Raw genomic sequence first — 17046 nt, 5'->3', positions numbered from 1 at the left:
ACTTGTAATTCAATACGGGCATCCAAAGGATGGTAGATAACGATGAAGACCTTACAAGAGCTTCTCAAACATGCAGACCGCAGCGTAAAAAGCTTTCTTGAATCGGTGGATGTAACGACAGGCGAGCGAAAGGTGCTGGCCGAGTTCGATTATTTGATCGAGGCTCCGAACTGGACGAAAGACGGCAAGCGACTCATCTATAACAGCGGAGGCTTGCTTTGTTCCTTTGATCTCACTTCAAGAGAGAGCACGGTGATCAACTCGGGCTTCGCTAACCGCTGCAACAATGACCATGTGCTGTCCCCGGACGATACTCAAATCGCTGTCAGCCATCATTCAGAGGAGGACGGTCAGTCGCGCATCTATATTCTCCCGCTTGCAGGCGGTGATCAGCCCACTCTCATTACGGAGCTCGCGCCAAGCTATCTTCACGGCTGGTCGCCGGATGGCAGTACCTTGTCCTATTGCGCTGAACGGAACGGACAGTACGATATTTATACTATTCCAGCTGCTGGCGGAGTGGAGACGCAGCTGACTGATACGCCAGGGCTAGATGACGGGCCGGAATATTCGCCGGATAAGCGGCATATTTGGTTCAATTCGGTGAGATCAGGCTTGATGCAGGTATGGCGGATGAACGCAGACGGGAGCGAGCAGACTCAAATGACTTATGACGAGAGCAACAGCTGGTTCCCGCATGTATCCCCAAATGGCGAATCCGTCGCTTATATTACTTATCGCAAGGGGGATGTTGCCCCAAGCGACCATCCTGCTAACAAGAACGTTGAAATTCGTCTAATGGCAAGCAGCGGAGGGGAATACCGTACCTTGGCCGAGCTGTTCGGGGGACAGGGCACCATTAACGTTAATTCATGGTCGCCGGATAGCAGGCAGCTGGCTTTTGTCAGCTATGAGTTGAAAAAGTAGAAGAAGAGTTGCGGCAGCTAAACGGTATTTCATATAACGCTGGTGCGTAACGAAAAGTAGTTTGTTGAGAATGCTCAGCAGACTATTTTTTATTTTGCTTACAGCTTAGCGTGTTTAAAAGATTAGTAGAAATAATTGATCATATGGCATTATTTGTAATAGAATAGACATGCCGTTACCATGAGATGAGGTGTGCGATATGCTGGATCAAGTTTTGCTCGTTGTCATCTTTACTTTTATTATTCATCTCTCGGAGACGCTCACGTATGCGCTTCGTTCAGCAGGCGTTCGTTTAGGGAAGCTGGCGGTTGCCTTATCCTTATCCGGCATTATCCTCCTTATTTCCAGAACAGCCAACATGGTTCAAGCCCCGCTAACCGGAAAATTGATAGATTTTGCCAAAGAAAATAGTGATTTTAATCTAGTCGACCAGATGAGGATTATTATCAGCGCTTCTAGTGCAGGAACTTTTATCGCTTTATTGCTTTTTCCGTCCGCAGTAATCATTTCCAAGAGAGTCATATCCCATTTCGAAGTGGCGGGCTCCATCCCACAAATGGTCCGCACCTCGGTTTCCATTCAAAAGCTGCATAATGTGCGCTATCATTTGCGTATTCCCAAATTATCGATGCTGTCCCGATTGCGGATCGGAGGCATTCCCAAAAGGCTGGTCATTCTGAACAGCTTAGTGACCGCTATTTATACGATTGGCGTCCTATCCGCTCTGCTGGCATCGACACTCACAACTGCAAACTCATTCGCCGCCTCGCAGGCATCAGGACTTATTAACGGAGTAGCCACTATATTGCTGACCATACTTATCGACCCGCAAATAGGATTAATTACCGACAAAGTGCTTCGGGGAGAAAAAGACATCACCGCGCTTAATAAAATTTTTGGATTATTAATGGTGTCGCGGTTACTCGGAACGCTGCTTGCTCAGGTGCTGCTAGTGCCAGCTGCTTACTGGATCAAATGGTTGGTATCCGTCATTTAGATCGGAGCAGGCGTGAGCGAAGAGGCGGATAAGGAGAGTATCGCTATGCAGAAAGTACCGACCGAGCATTTTGAACCACTTAATGATTATGTGTTTAGCACTCAAGTAGAGATTGGAGCCACAGCAGCAGCCGCTTACATCATTAAAAATAATGCTGTCGTCAATGAGTGGTATTCAGGAACAACTATTACGAGGATCAAGAAAATGGGGTAGGCCCAAATAACAGTGCTGCAGGCGACCAAAGTAATTTGTTCGTTAGTACAAGAGATTTGGCGATGTGGGGCTATATTCATCTCACCAAGGGCTATCTAAGCGGAGAGCAATTGCTGCCTCAGCCTGTTTTTGAACGTGTAACGACAATTCAAACGCCAAGCAGCTTGCCAACTCATCTGCCTCGCAACGGTTTTATATGGTGGTTGCAAAGCTACACGCTTCTCAATCAGATAGGGGAGAGACTGCCAAACGGCTCTTATCAAATATTAGGCATTACGGGCTGTGCGTGCCTTGTTGTGCCGAAGTATGATGCTGTCGTCGTCAGGATGTATAACCAGTTAAGCAATTTTAATGGATATGATTATTTAAGAGATATTAGGCAGTTCGGAAATTTAGCTAATGATCTTCTGTTGAGTTATTCCTAGTTCGCATTTGAACATGTGAAAAATACTGCCAATATGCAATTTGGTGAGGTGGGATCAGCTTTGCTGTGGCGGGTTCCTCTAATGGGAAAAGCATGCTTTAGTTGCTGCCGATCTGTGCGCGGCATATCTACCTTGAGTGTGCCATGCGGATATTTAATTGCCGCATACGAAATGAGATAGAACAAACCATTAACAAACCCAAGCCAATAGCCAACCTTCGCCTTAGTTCTAGGCTGTAAGCGCATATGCGTTCTTAAAGCCGCCTTTCGCCGTCTTGCCTACGTCGAATTAGCTCAATAAGCACCTATGTGTGCTTAAAGGCGACAAACACGGGTTAGCTTAGGGCTGTAAGAACATATGCGTTCTTACAGCGACCTTTCGCCGTCTCGCCCACGCTGAAATTGCTCAATAAGCACATTTGTAACTATTTTCTTGACTGAGGCTGTAGACGGTAATGCTTGGGGCTGACGCCGTAAAAGGCGCCGAAACCGAGTGAAGGGATGGATAGAGGGATATCCGAGCCTTTCGGCGATGGACGTTACGCTGAGTTCGCACTCCAGTAGAAGGTGGGAGTCTCGTCTCATGAGCAATTTGTGATGGTAAGCTTTTGGAGTGAGACCGGTCTCTCGTAAAAACAAGGCGTGGAAGTATGTTCGTTTTAAGCTGCAAAACGTCCACTAAGCCTCAACCGGCTCGCGCTGTGTGTTTAAATGGGCGAGCAAGCGGACGATCCGGTAATCCGTTGGCTGATCCGTATGAATGGTGTTGTACCAGTTTAGAATCCAAGCATACAGAAGGCTGTTTACCATTTCCGAACGATAATACTGCGTATCGTTAAAATGCTTAGCGACCAACAAGAACGCTTCATATAGCTCTGGATATGGCTGCAAGGAAAAGACGCTTGGCAGGCTCTCCAGCTCTTCGCAAGGAATGGACAAAGCGACTGTGCTCAGCTCGAACGGTTCCGGAGCGTAGATAAACGTCCGATTAATGGAAATGGGATTGTTCTGATCCCACAGGTCGCAATAGACGTTATGCGATGTGAGCGGGTGATCGGAGGAGATGTGAAAGGCGTGTGGCTCATCAGGCCTAAGGAATATAAAAACATCCGATTTTCGATTGGATACATTCTTCCTTTAATCTCCATCTGCCCCGGACCGTCCGTAAATAGATGAAAAGCATAGACTCTGCAGACACGCAGTTTTTCATTAGAACAGCCGTCATATAAGTAGTTCATTGAATTTCCGACATGTGGCGTAAGCTCGTTCAGTCTCTTCAAATTCCTTCCCTCTTCTGTTCAACCATAATAAGAATATTAGCGGATGAATCGTCAACTTTGGATGACTAATCAAATACTCTTTCCTATATAGGTGATACAATAACTGCAAGTACGGAGCATCAATGGGCGTAGTGCTGGGCTATTACTATTATGCGGTCTTGATACAGGCATATTTGAATATTCATTAGATAGGTTAACCTTTAATGAGGTTCAATTGTTTGATGATTGGTGCTTGGGCGCATATCGGCCCGTTATTGCGATGTTTTCTCTCCGGGAAGAAGAGCAAGTTATGCAGATCATAGTTCGAAGTACGGGCTTGAAGGATGCACGGGGAATTGCCTTCGGGTTTTGAGGATTTTAGCAATGAATAAGAAGTTGAACTCGTGCATAATTGATAGTTTTAGGTCGCTGTCACTCAACAAACGCAAAGAAACCACGCAAAGTATTTGCGCGGTTATTTGTGCATAATTCTGTATCCAAATGAAAAAAATGTGTTATTTTGTATTAAATAACCAATTAGATTACGAAATTTGTAATTTATGAATTTGGAAATTTAATAGGAACACAATATCATACGGGGGTAGAGAATAAGTGGCAATTAGCAGAGCTTCAGTATCAGCAAAACCGGCAGCCGCACCGGCATCCAAAGTGACAGCAGCGCCAGCAGCAGTGGTCAAGCCGGCAGCCGCACCGGCACCCAAAGTAACAGCAGCGCCAGCAGCAGTGGTTAAGTCGGCAGCCGCACCGGCACCAACGGTTCCAGTAACAACAACTTCACAAGCTACAGCAAATGCTAACGCGCAAATATTAAAAGCAAAGCAAGACTACGATTTGGCACAAAAATCAGGTAATGCTAGTGCAATGGCAGCTGCTAGTAAAGCGGCAGAAGAAGCACGGAAAAATGGTGGGACAATTGCTGCTACTACGACTTTAGCTGATGCACAAAAAGCAGTAGCTCCAATAAAACCTGCTTCGTCAAGTGTCGGAACAACTTATACGGCGCAGGCTCAAAAAATAGCAAAAGACCCGGTTGCGAGCGCACAAGTAAATAAAACAGTTAGCAACTCTACGCCTATTTCAACATCCGCAACCCAGAGTGTCTCTTCATCAAAACCTGTTTTATCGAGCATTGGTACAACCTATACTTCCCAATTAGTGAAAGTAGATAGTAAGCCAATAGTAGGGGCAACGTTGAGCGTAGTAGCCAGCACAATAACACCAAAACCCGCAGCGACTCCATCTGTAGGAAGCACTCTTTCTTCGAATGAGCAAATTGTAAAAGCTAAGCAGGATTATGAAGCCGCTGTGAAAATTGGTGACAAAGCTGCTATGGCAGCTGCTAGCAAAGCTGCAGAGGAAGCTCGAAAAAATGGTGGAACAATATCCGCAAACGTAACGTTGGAAGCGTCGAAAAAAGTAGTTGCTAATGATCAAATATTTCAAGCCAAACAAGATTACGCAGTCGCCGCAAAAACGGGTGATAAAACGGCAATGAATGAAGCAAGTAAACAGGCGGATGAAGCCCGTAGAAACGGAGGAACAATATCAGCCACAGCTACGCTAGCAGATGCAAAAAAAATAGTCGCAAACGATAAAATTGTACAAGCCAAACAAGATTACGCAATAGCAGAAAAAGCAGGAGATCGAGATGCAATGGCTAACGCGAATAAATTAGCTGAGGATGCAAGAAAAAATGGCGGTACTATTTCTTCTAGTACTACCTTAGAAGCAGCAAAAAGAGCAACTGCTGGGTTGTCACCGTGGGAGGATGATATTTCTAAGCAGGACGAGGCATCTTTAATGAAGTTTGCCAAGGAGAACGAAGGAGAAATAGGCTTCGATGAATCAAGAAGAAAAATTGATAAAGAGATCGCGGACATCAATAAAGAAATTGAGCGCTTAACAAAAGATATGAAGGAACTCGGGAACATAACAGAAGCGACAAAGAAAAAGAGAGAAGAAATTCAGAAAAAGATAACAGAAAATCAAAGTATTTTATCCCGACTCAATGAAATAGGTGGCAAGCTTGATCAAGTACAAAAAAGTATTATGGAGATGAGTGCTAATCTTGATAAGCTAGTTACCAAAGGTACGGTGATGATTGAGAAGAGCAATGAATTTATGAAGGAATATGATTATTTATTCAAAATTAGTTTGACGGAACCTGATAAAAGAGGCAACCTAGTGGAAGAAGCGATGATTGGTTTCTTTACGGAACTAGGTAATTCGCTAGTAGACACCGTAGATTTTGCAATTTACGCTTACCAAGATCCTTCAAGTGCTGGAAAAGCAGTGATAAACCAAGCAGGTGATAGCGCTCAGTCCATATGGAACGCAATAAGCAACCCAAAAGCGACTATTGAAAATGTGGAGAAAGAAGTTGAGAAGTTCTCTCTTCTTTCTAAAGAAGATCAAGCAAGAGCATTTGGCGTGCTGTTGACGAATTTCACTCCAAACAAGCGTTTAGAATTTTTAAAGCCAGACGGCCATGAAGGAAGCAATAGCGGAGAAATAAATTTTTCTAGTAAGCCAATTGCTAAAGTATTTGAAGATGAACCATTTGATAAAAGCGGTAAATTGAAACCAAATATTAATTATAAAGCGGGCGAGTATGATTATACATATGAAACTGATGAGTTGGGAAGGTTAAGTAAGTTCGAGACTGATGATTTACAATTAACCAAAAGAGCAAGTAGGCTTGAACATAATCCCAATACACCAGGAAAACAAGATGGAGATCATGCTGGGCATGTAGCTGGTGATAGATTTGGTGGTTCACCAGAGTTGGATAATTTAGTTTCTCAGTCCAGTAATGTGAATCTAAGTCAATACAAAAAAATAGAAAATCAATGGGCGAATGCCTTGAAAGACGGGAAACAGGTTAAGGTAAATGTAGAGGTTAAATACGATGATAATAGTATGAGGCCATCAGAATTTATCGTACAATATGAAATAGATGGTAAATTTACAGAACAAAGTATATTCAATTAGGAGTGGTTACTAATGAGTAAAGTATTTGAGGACTACTTTAGTGAATTACAGGCTGATATGGTCTCCATATGCTTAGAATATGTTAGTGAGAAAGCAGATACAATATATATTTATTGCTCACATGAAATGGGACTTATTTCAAATGACTTTTTTTACAATATTAATGGTAAAGTAGTGGAGAGACATAAACTTAATGATGCGTTGGATTCAGAAAAGCACAAATCAAGTTTTTTATATGATGTATCAGTAGAAAGACAAAAAAGCGTAGTGAAAATAATAAATAACGACATTAAGGAAATGATCAATTTATGTAAAGAATATGATCGTGAGATGCCAACAGAAATGAAAATCGTCTATCATGTTAAAACAAATAAACTAACTGCAGACTACAAGTATGATTTGGTTCACACTAACGATTTAGTTAAAACCGCGGGAGATGTTAGCTTGGAATGGTTTGAACAGCTTCAAAGGGAAGTAAGCTATTAAATATACTTTTTGGAAATGGTGGAGCAGGGAAAGTCCTGGCTCCACCTTTTTTCCGTTCAGCCGATCTAAGCGCAAATAACCTCGTTAACGTTCATTAGACGTGATTTGCAAGGGTTTTCCTTGTTTTTACTCCCTATTGTGGTTTTTGAACAAATGGTAAAGGAGGCGTATAGTGGGTATTAGTGTAAATGCATCGGACAAAAACGAACTAGGCACTGGGGGTTACCAAGCATGGAATCATGGAAGCGTACAATGTGGATCTTATGGTTCGGCGTATTGTTTTGCAGCTCAAGCTATACGATGTCGGTTCCCTTCCTGCCGTTGTTCCTCTTCGATTTGGGAGTGTCGGAAAGCTCTGTGAATCTATGGGCGGGAATCGTACATTCCTCGGCGTTTCTCGTTGGGGCGGTAATGGCTCCCTTATGGGGCTTGCTTGCAGACAAATATGGGAAGCGAAAAATGGTCATCAGAGCAGGGCTCAGTTTAGCCATTATCTATGCTTTAATCGCTTTCGTACAAACGCCGTTGCAGCTTGTGGGAGTACGAATGCTGCACGGCTTTGTCGGCGGCTTTGTCCCGGCATCCATGTCGATCGTTGCGTCGGTCGCGCCTAAGGAGAAGCTGGGCTGGAGCCTAGGAGTGATGCAGGCGGGGACGATGACGGGTGGTATTCTCGGCCCACTGTTCGGGGGACTGCTGGCAGAGGTATTTGGCCTTCGCAGGTCTTTCGTTGCATCAGCTATCATCATACTGGCCGCGACAGTTGCGGTAATTTTATGGGTTAGAGACGGGAAAGCGGAAGAGCCAACAGCAGCTTCAGAGAAAAAGCAGGCGAAGCCGGTCACTTACCGCATGGCGTTTCGCAACCGCGGGCTAATGGGCATGCTGCTCTTGCTTGTGCTCTTCCAGCTTTCGGTCAATATGATTCAGCCGCTGCTCACGCTGCATATTGCTAAACTGCAAGGCGGGCTGCAAGGAGCTGTGCTGTCAGCTGGCTTTGTACTCGCGCTTATTGGAATCGCCGGCATTCTCGCATCCCCGGTCTGGGGGAGGCTCGGCGAGAGGAAAGGTTACTACCGGATTCTGGTCATATGCTTGATTACAGCCGGAATGGTTATTAGTATGCAGTACTTCGTTCAAGATTTATGGTTGTTCGCTGTCGTGCAATTCATCTTCGGTTTGTTCATGGCAGGTATAGGCCCGATTGTGAATACGCTTGTCGTTCAAAGCACGGATGAGCAGTTTAGAGGCAGATCCTTTGGGCTTACGACGAGCGCGAATCAGTTTGGCTCCATGCTAGGGCCGCTCATCGGCGGCTTGCTCGGACTAGCTGTCGGCATCCATTGGATTTTTGTCGCTACGGGCATGATGATGGCTGCCGCTGGGGTGAGCGTATGGATAAAGCGGAGGAGCGAGCTGGGGCAAGCGCGTATTCCATTAAGCCGTTAAAGCAAGCAAACAGCATCATTAAAGCACCAAAAAAGGCTGATCTCACCCGCAAGGGCAAGATCAGCCTTTTGTGCGCTTGGCAGCGCAATCGTACAAACTGCGTTATCTTTGAAGGGTAACGTTAATTACGTACATTGGAAGCACCGTCAAGAAGACCATGCGTCATATAGTACGGATTGTTCGGGCTTTACGTTCCTATCGTATCGCTTGGCGAATATCGGCGTGGGTCTAGTAAACAGGGACGATGACGATCAAGCGAAAGTTGGTAAATCAATCCATCAAGGCACTCTAAAAATATCCTATTATGGAAAGGGATGAACTGTAATTGAAAAGAAAATTGAAATCAGCAATTGTTGCAACTGTCATTGGTGCCACCTTCTTAATGTCGTCACAAGCGTTTGCAGCAGAAGTAATGTTCACTAATCCAACAAGCACAAATAGTTCGTTTTACCGCGCTGGGGCTGCGGACTACGCAGAAATATGGGCTACGACAGCGAACTCTGATTACGCCAATTACGGAGTTAACAGCGATGGGGGAGACTGCACCAATTTTGTTTCTCAAGCACTTCATGAAGGCGGTTAGCTGGCATTTAATGGCACAAGTGGATATAATAGAAATACCATAGATTGGTACTACTATGGACCGCATGTCCCTCCAGCGACAAACCCAAGAACTTCGTCTTGGACGGGAGCGCATCAATTTCGAGAGCATTTCGCGGTAGTAAATAGCACAGATTCTGCCGGACACACAACCCACTCGCAAATAGTCAATGGCTACGGCCCTGGAAACGATCTTAAAGTGGCGCAACATTCGGTAACAAATGGTACATGGGATAAAGATATTTCGTTGAAGTCGTATATAGCGTATGGACCGTGGATGGTAACAATAAAAATCAAAGCTTAAAGGAGTGGGAAAATGTGATGAAAAAGAAAACATGGATTGTACTAACTGTAAGTTGTTCTTTGTTGGTCGGCGGTCTGGCGTTGGCTAATATCAATACTACCCAAGTTGACGCAAATAGTCCAAGTTTGAAAGAGAAACTTTCATATGCAACTTCAAGCTATGAAGTAGGAAAAAAAATTGCTGACGCACCCGGCGCAACTACTGAGGATGAGCAGAGGTTGAAGGAGTTGGCAACTAATGTTGCCGACTTAGAAGCAGAATTAAATCCAAAAAGTGATCTGGAAGAATTTGATGAAGTTTTCGCTGGTTACAAAGACATGTTCGCCATCGAAAGTGCATATTACGCAGACCAAAAAGATTCAAAAGACACTGCGGTTCAGAGAGTATTATATGAGTTGGAACAAAAGGGTAAGTTGATTTCTCAATTCGAAAATACTAAATTGAGTATATCGGTAAATGGTGAACCGCTGCTTGAAAAGTTTTATGAAGAAACCACTAAATTGAATCAAGAGCTTTACCCGGAACAATTCAAATAATCATTAAAATCCATACGTAAGTATAAGAAGCCCTTTCCTGTTTAGGAAGGACTTTTTTATTTTGTATGTCACAATTGAATTTTTCTTAGCGACATAAGGCGTATCAAACATAAGGGGTTGACCGCATTTACGCATAAAGAAAACTTCAAATCGGTGCTTGAACAAGAAACGTTCGACTTCGGACGGGATACGATTCTTTTCACACATAACGACCTTGACGGGATAGGCTGCGCGGTACTGTATAAGGCTAAATTCGGATTCCACGAAGAAACCTATTCTTGCAATTATAACGACGTGAACGAGAAGGTCAACCGCGTCTTGAATAACATTGACGCCCGTTGGGACGATTGCGACCTTCCGACGATATCATTACCAACATAAGCGTTGACGATCGCACGGCGGAACGTCTGGAAATGTACACGATGAAAGGTGGTATCGTCCTATTACTTGACCATCACAAGACCGCCGAAGCGCGTAACCGCTACGATTTGGCGTTTGTGGACGTTGAAGCTTCGGGAACGCTGCTGACGTCATTCTACGTTTCTATCATGACCCAAAAGTTGAATTTAACGCTGCCGAGCGTTTGCTTCTGGAACTGGACGACGAAAGCAAAGATCGTTATATCAAGCACGTCGAAAAGGGAATTACCGTGTATAGCGGAAGTAACAACGAACGTATCGGAATCGGATTCGCTGACTGCTACACGTCCGAAGCCGCACATGAGATAATGAACCGTATGAACCTTCGGGCGATCGCTTTGATCGACGCAAATACCGGAAAGGTTTCGATGCGAAGCCGGGGGTAGCCGGGGGGATTACGACGTTGCGGAATTGGCGAAGATCCATCAAGGCGGCGGTCACAAGAACGCGGCGGGCGTTGAATATCCGAATAAGGTCGCTAGTCACCCATTGGCGAAGCTGACGCGCACGTTCGAGTATTTGAAGCGTCAAACATTCTTCAATCTGTTCGCCGGGGAATCACACATATGAACGATGCAATCGAATTAATCGACGCGCTGATTGAAACGTTAGAAGCCGAAAAGACGAAAGCCTTCCGAGATCATAACTCTATGAACCGGGGCGTGAAAATAGAAGAAGAAATTTGGCAACTAATAACTATTAGGCAACGTTATATTACCGAATGGACAAAACTATTATTTCCGATCGCCAGTTTGACGCTTGGGCGTATGAATTGGTCGAGCTGCAACGTGAACATCCGGAAGTAAGCGAAGCTGTACCGTTCCTGTTGAAAGCCTTCCGATCGTTCGACGCGACGACGGGTTTCGACCTACCGATTGAAGACCCGAACGAGTTACAAAAAGCGATCTTTCTTCACAAGATATTTGAGAATAAGAAAGAATGATGATGTAGAATGTCGAATTATGAAAATAAATATATCATTTTCGATAATAGCATAATTTTTCTAATATGGTATTATTAGGAATATATATGTTGTCCTTGTTTTTCCGAGGTATTATGGACAAGATCGACAAATATCTTATCGACATAATTTTAGGAGGAACTATTTTGAAGAAAAAGTTTTTGGTAACTTGCTTGTCTACTGCAATGGCGCTTTCTTTGGCAGCTTTACCTCTAGTAAATGCTAGTGATTTTTCCATTCCGGCTCCTGTCGTTTCCGTGCAGCCAACTGACGGAACGGTAGCTGTTATTAATGCACCCGCGCCGGGTGACATTGTTCCATTTTCTACGTATCTTCCAATTGATAATGAAGGATTAACGGCATCGAATGGTTCACAAGCTGTGGATTATGAAACAACTTCCACTTTTGGTTGGTATCGAATTTATATTAAAAATAACAACAACGTGAAGTATAATATTCTCATTAAAGATACGGCAGGCACTATTCATGGTGAATTTGAAGTGGCAGCCAACTCAAGTATTACAATTAAGAATAATAACAAGGCATCTGGAACGAGAAAAGTTAGTGTAACAACAGGTGACGGGCAGAAGTTAAACGGGACGATTAGCGTTCGGTTGGCCGAAGCATAATCTGAACTGGACTAATATAAGGTAATAGAACCGTCTTCGGTATCGAAACAGATACCGGAGGCGGTTTTTTGTGCGCTTGGCAGCGCAATCGACTAAGGAGTGAAAGTCTCCAGTACACCGCGAGGTGGCGGAAGTACATAGCTGACACGTAGTGCGTAGTCCGTGAGGATAGGTGCGGAGATCTCATCGTTTCCACTAAAAGCGGTAACTGAACCCGAGATCGTGAGGATCAAGGCGAGGCTATGAATGGTGAGAAGTCAGACGTAGGGATAGTAGTGAGTAAGTCTGCCAGAAAGGCCGCAAAGACAGATGAATCGGCATGAGGTTGCCGATGCGAGTCCATCGAGAAATGCGGAGAAGAGGATGGGACAACAAGGAAATGCCGGGGCTACGCATGACAGCGTGGAGAAGTTCGCATTCTACCTATGCCCAATATGCAAATCCAAATAAGTGGTTTGGAGAAATCGGTCTATGTAGTCTTCTTGCGATTTACAAAGAACTTCATCCCCAGAGGGGATAATCATTGGAGGAGCCGGATGCTATGACCCGCACGTCCGGATCTGTGAGGGGCCTATGCGCATGCGCATAGGCCTACTCGATTTTAGAGGAACAATAATATTAAAGGATGTCAGGGCCAATAACTTCTACACAGAAATGGATCTCGGTGATTATCGGGTTATTAAAATTAGTAATGAGGTTAGGCTCGCCATCCAGAATAACACTAAAGTCTGAGGCAAGTACCTGCTGCTCCCGTCAGAAAATAATTCGTATTAAGGCCGGGTGCACCCGTATCGGTGATTTCAAAGGTTGTCGTAAATGTTCCGTTAATCAGCATAGTACTGCCGACCTTGGAAGGATAACCTTACCGCTGCAAATAAACAATTTGGTCAATCATAATCAATTGGCGGCCCATGGTTCGTTAACCTCAGTAAAGTAGCGCTTTCATATAAGGTGCTACAATTAAGCTGAGTCATTAGTTAACCAATCACATTATGATAAGAAGGCGGCGAATATATGAATTTATCTACAATTGCAGCTCAGCTTTATACGCTGCGTGACTACTGCAAGACGGAAGCCGATTTGGAGCAGACGCTGCGCAAGGTGAAGGAAATAGGCTATGAAGCGGTTCAGGTATCCGGCATTGGCCCGATTGCCCCGGTGAAGGTAAAGGAACTGGCAGATGCTGCGGGGCTGCGGATTTGCGCTACGCATGTCAGCTTTGATTCCTTAGTGGACGACTTTGACAATACGGTTCAAAAGCATAAGCTGTGGAATTGCACCTATGTTGGATTAGGCTCGATCCCGGAAGAATACCGCACTAGCGCGGAAGGTTATGCTGTCTTTGCCCAGAAAGCCTCTGATATCGGGAAAAAGCTGAAGGAGCATGACCTGCAATTTATTTATCACAATCATCAGTTTGAATATCAAAAGTTTGACGGCAGAACGGGAATGGATATATTGCGGGAAGAGAGCGATCCGTCTGCATTTGGCTTCGAGCTGGATACCTATTGGGTGCACGTAGGCGGCGTGAATCCGGTTGAGGCGATTCATCAGGTGAAGGGCCGAATGGGAGTCGTTCATCTGAAGGATTTGGAAATTATCGACCGTCAGCAGGTGTTTGCGGAAATCGGACAGGGCAACTTGAATTTCAAAGCGATAATTGAAGCATGCCGAGAAACGGGTGTGGAATGGTTCGTGGTCGAGCAGGACGTATGCAGACGTGATCCGTTTGAGAGCTTGGCGATCAGCCTTCAGTATTTAAAGCAATTGATTTAACTGGAATGGAAGCGCAGTTCTTGCTTTCGAGAAAATCAGATGCAGTCATGCATCTGATTTTCTTTGAAAAATACATTGACAATAACAATGAAAAAATATATCTTTAACTTAAGATAATTAAATTTGAGATATATTTGGGAAGGAGCCTTTATACCGATGCATGAAAAAAAGGTCACATGGCTGGAGCTGTTTTATGATTTATTGTTTGTAGCGGCAATTTCTAAAGCTACCCATGTTTTATTGCATGTCGAGCACGGGATGATATCGCTCGAGCATCTCTCTAAATTCGTTCTTATCTTTGTTCCGATCTGGTGGGCTTGGGTCGGGCAAACGGTATTCAACAATCGGTTTGGCCGCGACATTACAACGCATCGGATTTTTATGATCCTTCAATTGTTTTTTGTTTTAATTATGACGGCTAGTCTAAACGTGGATTTTGACGCTTATTATGTGCCTTTTTTTGTGGGGTATATCGGCTCAAGAATATTGACTGCCATTCAATATGTAATTACGCAAAGGACCGAGGCTGCCGATAAGCAGGAAACGGCTCGTTTCTTTGGAACCTATTTCTGGCTCGGCATTGCGGTATCTTGCTTTTCTGTCTTCTTTGACTCATGGATTCGGTATGCCATCTTATATGCAGGCATTGCTGTTGATATTCTCGTTCCGTTAATTGGCCGTAAACAATTAGTCAAAACACCTATACATACCGCACATCTGTTGGAACGATTTGCTCTTTTCACATTGATTTTGCTCGGAGAATCCGTCGTAAGCATGCTTTCTGTGCTGCAAGCAGATGAATTAACGGGCTCTTCTATCCTTTTTGCCGCATTAGCTTTTGTATTAGTTATAGGCATATGGTGGCAGTACTTTGAGAATGTGGAGAAGAGAGTCGATAAAACGAAGCGGACAGCGGGGCAGACCATTATTTACGGACATTTGTTCATCTATTTTTCGTTAAGCATGATTGCAGCCTCGATCCAGCTCTTATTCCTTGACCAATTAAACTACTTATTTATGTTAAGTTTTACTTTTGGCTCAGTACTGCTATATTTCTGGTCAGTTATGTTTGTCCTGTACCGTTATCGTTTCAAGCATCTTAAACCAACCTTTAAAGCTATGCTGCTGTTAACGGGTTTGCTTGGCGCGATGTTCACCTTGAATTTATTTATGACAGCGTCCCCCCATATGATTTTGGGTGAAATCATGCTCTTCTTTATCATATTCGCCAGAACAACCGCTTAAGTTTGCAGCGTCAACTAATATCATGGTTTCTTTCCAATATTTGATAGGCTATACGCTGCTCAAACGTTTATAATTCTAGTAAGGCACTTAATAGAGACAAAGGAGTTGTGAAGATGAAGGTTGGCGTCATTTGCGATGACTGTTGGCATCCAGGGAAAACGATAGCGGCAGGCTTGGAGCCGCTAAGCAAGCAAGGCATCGAGTTTGAATATATCCAGCATGCATCAGAGTGGTCTTCTACGTGGATGGAGCAGCAGGATGTTATTATTCTGGCAAAAGCCAATCATACCTCGGCGTCCGATAAGACGCCATGGCTGACGGAGGACATCCAGCAGCAGTTCCAGAGCTATGTCGAGCATGGAAAAGGTCTTCTTGTTCTTCATGCAGGCACAGTAGGATACCGTAACGAGCCTGTCTTCTTCGAGCTTGTAGGCGGAGTGTTCCAGCATCATCCGCAAGCGGGTTCAGTCACTATGGCCTATACGAGCAGCACGCTTTGGGGCAGCGCGGATACGGATGTTTTCGCCGTACACGATGAGCATTATCATATGGAAGTCATAGAGGAGCGCATCCAAATCTTTATGACTTCAAAGTCGGAGCATAGCGTGCAGCCTGCTGGCTGGCTAAGAGAGCAGGGGGCAGGACGCGTGTGCGTCCTTACGCCGGGACATTTTCTGCAGGTGTTCCAGCAGCCTGAATATCAGAAGATGATCGAGCAAGCGCTGCAATGGTGTGCCGGAGGCAAGCAGTAAGAACAGATGCTATCATTCTAAATTAGAGGAGTGAATGAACACATGTCAATACAACCGATTAAATGGGGGATTTTTGGTCCTGGATGGATTTCTTCTAAGTTTGTCAAGGACTTGGCTTATGCTGAGGGCGCAGAGCTGGTCGCGATAGGAGGAAGAAATCTAGAGAAGGCTGAGAACTTCGCGAAGGAATATAACATTCCTCGGGCGTATGGCAGCGTAGAAGAGCTAGCTCAAGATGCTGAGGTTGATATCGTTTATGTAGGCACTTTGCATCCGGTACATAAGGAGAATGTGCTTGCTCTGCTGCACGGGGGAAAAGCGGTCATTTGCGAGAAGCCCTTCACGATGAATGCGGCGGAAGCGAAGGAAATGATCGAGCTAGCGAGGGAAAAACGGGTGTTTCTCATGGAAGCGATGTGGACGCGGTTCTTGCCGCCTATTCTTAAAGTTATGGAGTGGATAGCTGACGATAAAATTGGCGAGGTGCGTCTTTTGAAAGCAGACTTTGGCTTTGATATCGGCTGGGCGCCGCAGAGCCGCCTGCTTGATCCTGCGCAAGGAGGCGGAGCTCTTCTGGACGCTGGTATTTATCCGATTTCCTTTGCCTCATTAATATACGGGTCAGAACCGACAAAAGTGATGAGCAGCGCCCGAATTGGGGAGACCGGCGTAGATGAGCAGTTCTCGTTATTGTTTGAATATGAGGGCGGACGCACCGCTGCGCTAAACGGAGCGGTTCAGCTTGGCATGGTTAATGATGCCTATATTTATGGCACAAAAGGCTACATTCACGTGCCAAACTTCTTATTTGGCAAATCGGCCACTCTTCATGCGAAGGGTGCAGAGCCTGAGTCGTTCATCGATGACCGCCTTGCCGAGGGCTACAAATTCGAAGCGGAGGAAGCGATGAATGCACTGCGCGAAGGAAGACTGGAGAGCGCTGTCATTCCATTGGATGAGACGCTGGCCATTATGACGACCTTGGATACGATTAGGAAGCAGTGGGGACTGCGTTATCCGGCTGACGAATAGAAAGCAGAACCTAAGAAGAGGAGCA

At 44.8% G+C, this 17046-nt stretch carries 19 protein-coding genes and 1 pseudogene; 18 read left to right on the top strand and 2 right to left on the bottom strand.

The genetic code is table 11. The annotated features are described in order from the left end of the window. Window positions 1-42: 42 nt before the first annotated feature. The 4 genes from AC2TDN_RS14660 (at window position 43) to AC2TDN_RS14645 (ending at window position 2562) form a co-directional block, all read left to right on the top strand. Window positions 43-927, top strand: coding sequence for a TolB family protein (locus AC2TDN_RS14660; RefSeq protein WP_484688508.1), 885 nt, complete (start codon window positions 43-45; stop codon window positions 925-927). Between the two features lie 199 nt (window positions 928-1126). Further along, complete coding sequence (locus AC2TDN_RS14655) at window positions 1127-1924, top strand: lipid II flippase Amj family protein (RefSeq protein ID WP_484688507.1); 798 nt, start codon at window positions 1127-1129, stop codon at window positions 1922-1924. A 45-nt stretch (window positions 1925-1969) separates the two neighbouring features. Continuing rightward, window positions 1970-2137 (top strand): hypothetical protein, encoded by a 168-nt coding sequence (locus AC2TDN_RS14650; protein WP_484688506.1) that lies wholly within the window; start codon window positions 1970-1972, stop codon window positions 2135-2137. A 35-nt stretch (window positions 2138-2172) separates the two neighbouring features. Beyond that, complete coding sequence (locus tag AC2TDN_RS14645) at window positions 2173-2562, top strand: hypothetical protein (RefSeq protein ID WP_484688505.1); 390 nt, start codon at window positions 2173-2175, stop codon at window positions 2560-2562. A 365-nt stretch (window positions 2563-2927) separates the two neighbouring features. Here the strand turns inward: AC2TDN_RS14645 and AC2TDN_RS14640 are convergent, their stop codons facing one another. Both AC2TDN_RS14640 and AC2TDN_RS14635 read right to left on the bottom strand, forming a co-directional pair. Beyond that, window positions 2928-3200, bottom strand: a complete 273-nt coding sequence (locus AC2TDN_RS14640) for a helix-turn-helix domain-containing protein (protein ID WP_484688504.1) — start codon at window positions 3198-3200, stop codon at window positions 2928-2930. Between the two features lie 39 nt (window positions 3201-3239). Further along, window positions 3240-3500: a hypothetical protein gene (locus AC2TDN_RS14635; RefSeq protein ID WP_484688503.1), complete on the bottom strand. Its 261-nt coding sequence runs from the start codon at window positions 3498-3500 to the stop codon at window positions 3240-3242. 932 nt (window positions 3501-4432) lie between these two features. Here AC2TDN_RS14635 and AC2TDN_RS14630 point away from each other — a divergent pair. The 14 genes and pseudogenes from AC2TDN_RS14630 to AC2TDN_RS14565 all read left to right on the top strand — a co-directional run bounded on the left by AC2TDN_RS14630 (window position 4433) and on the right by AC2TDN_RS14565 (window position 17021). After that, on the top strand, window positions 4433-6832 hold the full coding sequence (locus AC2TDN_RS14630) for a DNA/RNA non-specific endonuclease (protein ID WP_484688502.1): 2400 nt from the start codon (window positions 4433-4435) through the stop codon (window positions 6830-6832). Between the two features lie 12 nt (window positions 6833-6844). Beyond that, complete coding sequence (locus tag AC2TDN_RS14625; RefSeq protein ID WP_484688501.1) at window positions 6845-7318, top strand: DUF600 domain-containing protein; 474 nt, start codon at window positions 6845-6847, stop codon at window positions 7316-7318. Window positions 7319-7549: 231 nt separating this feature from the next. Next, window positions 7550-8767: an MFS transporter gene (locus AC2TDN_RS14620; RefSeq protein WP_484688500.1), complete on the top strand. Its 1218-nt coding sequence runs from the start codon at window positions 7550-7552 to the stop codon at window positions 8765-8767. A gap of 325 nt (window positions 8768-9092) precedes the next feature. Further along, window positions 9093-9350: an amidase domain-containing protein gene (locus AC2TDN_RS14615; protein WP_484688499.1), complete on the top strand. Its 258-nt coding sequence runs from the start codon at window positions 9093-9095 to the stop codon at window positions 9348-9350. A gap of 338 nt (window positions 9351-9688) precedes the next feature. Further along, window positions 9689-10207 carry a hypothetical protein gene (locus tag AC2TDN_RS14610; protein WP_484688498.1) on the top strand — a complete coding sequence of 173 codons (519 nt, stop codon included), beginning with the start codon at window positions 9689-9691 and terminating at the stop codon, window positions 10205-10207. A gap of 117 nt (window positions 10208-10324) precedes the next feature. Next, complete coding sequence (locus AC2TDN_RS14605) at window positions 10325-10588, top strand: hypothetical protein (RefSeq protein WP_482068769.1); 264 nt, start codon at window positions 10325-10327, stop codon at window positions 10586-10588. 32 nt (window positions 10589-10620) lie between these two features. Then, complete coding sequence (locus AC2TDN_RS14600) at window positions 10621-10935, top strand: hypothetical protein (RefSeq protein WP_482068770.1); 315 nt, start codon at window positions 10621-10623, stop codon at window positions 10933-10935. 102 nt (window positions 10936-11037) lie between these two features. After that, entirely contained in the window at window positions 11038-11196 is a 159-nt protein-coding gene (locus tag AC2TDN_RS14595) for a hypothetical protein (protein ID WP_482068771.1), read from the top strand. A gap of 148 nt (window positions 11197-11344) precedes the next feature. Further along, window positions 11345-11569: pseudogene (locus AC2TDN_RS14590) on the top strand (DNA ligase LigA-related protein); the annotation flags it as partial. Between the two features lie 164 nt (window positions 11570-11733). Beyond that, window positions 11734-12216: a hypothetical protein gene (locus AC2TDN_RS14585; RefSeq protein ID WP_484688497.1), complete on the top strand. Its 483-nt coding sequence runs from the start codon at window positions 11734-11736 to the stop codon at window positions 12214-12216. A 1014-nt stretch (window positions 12217-13230) separates the two neighbouring features. Then, on the top strand, window positions 13231-13992 hold the full coding sequence (locus AC2TDN_RS14580) for a sugar phosphate isomerase/epimerase family protein (RefSeq protein ID WP_484688496.1): 762 nt from the start codon (window positions 13231-13233) through the stop codon (window positions 13990-13992). A 156-nt stretch (window positions 13993-14148) separates the two neighbouring features. After that, entirely contained in the window at window positions 14149-15237 is a 1089-nt protein-coding gene (locus AC2TDN_RS14575; protein WP_484688495.1) for a low temperature requirement protein A, read from the top strand. A 113-nt stretch (window positions 15238-15350) separates the two neighbouring features. Then, the gene (locus AC2TDN_RS14570; protein WP_484688494.1) at window positions 15351-15989 is read left to right on the top strand and encodes a ThuA domain-containing protein; all 639 of its coding nucleotides are present in this window, start codon (window positions 15351-15353) and stop codon (window positions 15987-15989) included. A 42-nt stretch (window positions 15990-16031) separates the two neighbouring features. Further along, window positions 16032-17021, top strand: a complete 990-nt coding sequence (locus AC2TDN_RS14565) for a Gfo/Idh/MocA family protein (protein WP_484688493.1) — start codon at window positions 16032-16034, stop codon at window positions 17019-17021. Window positions 17022-17046 lie beyond the last annotated feature (25 nt).

Source organism: Paenibacillus sp. Y660, assembly GCF_057221575.1.
This window is presented reverse-complemented; position numbering and strand designations above follow the sequence as displayed.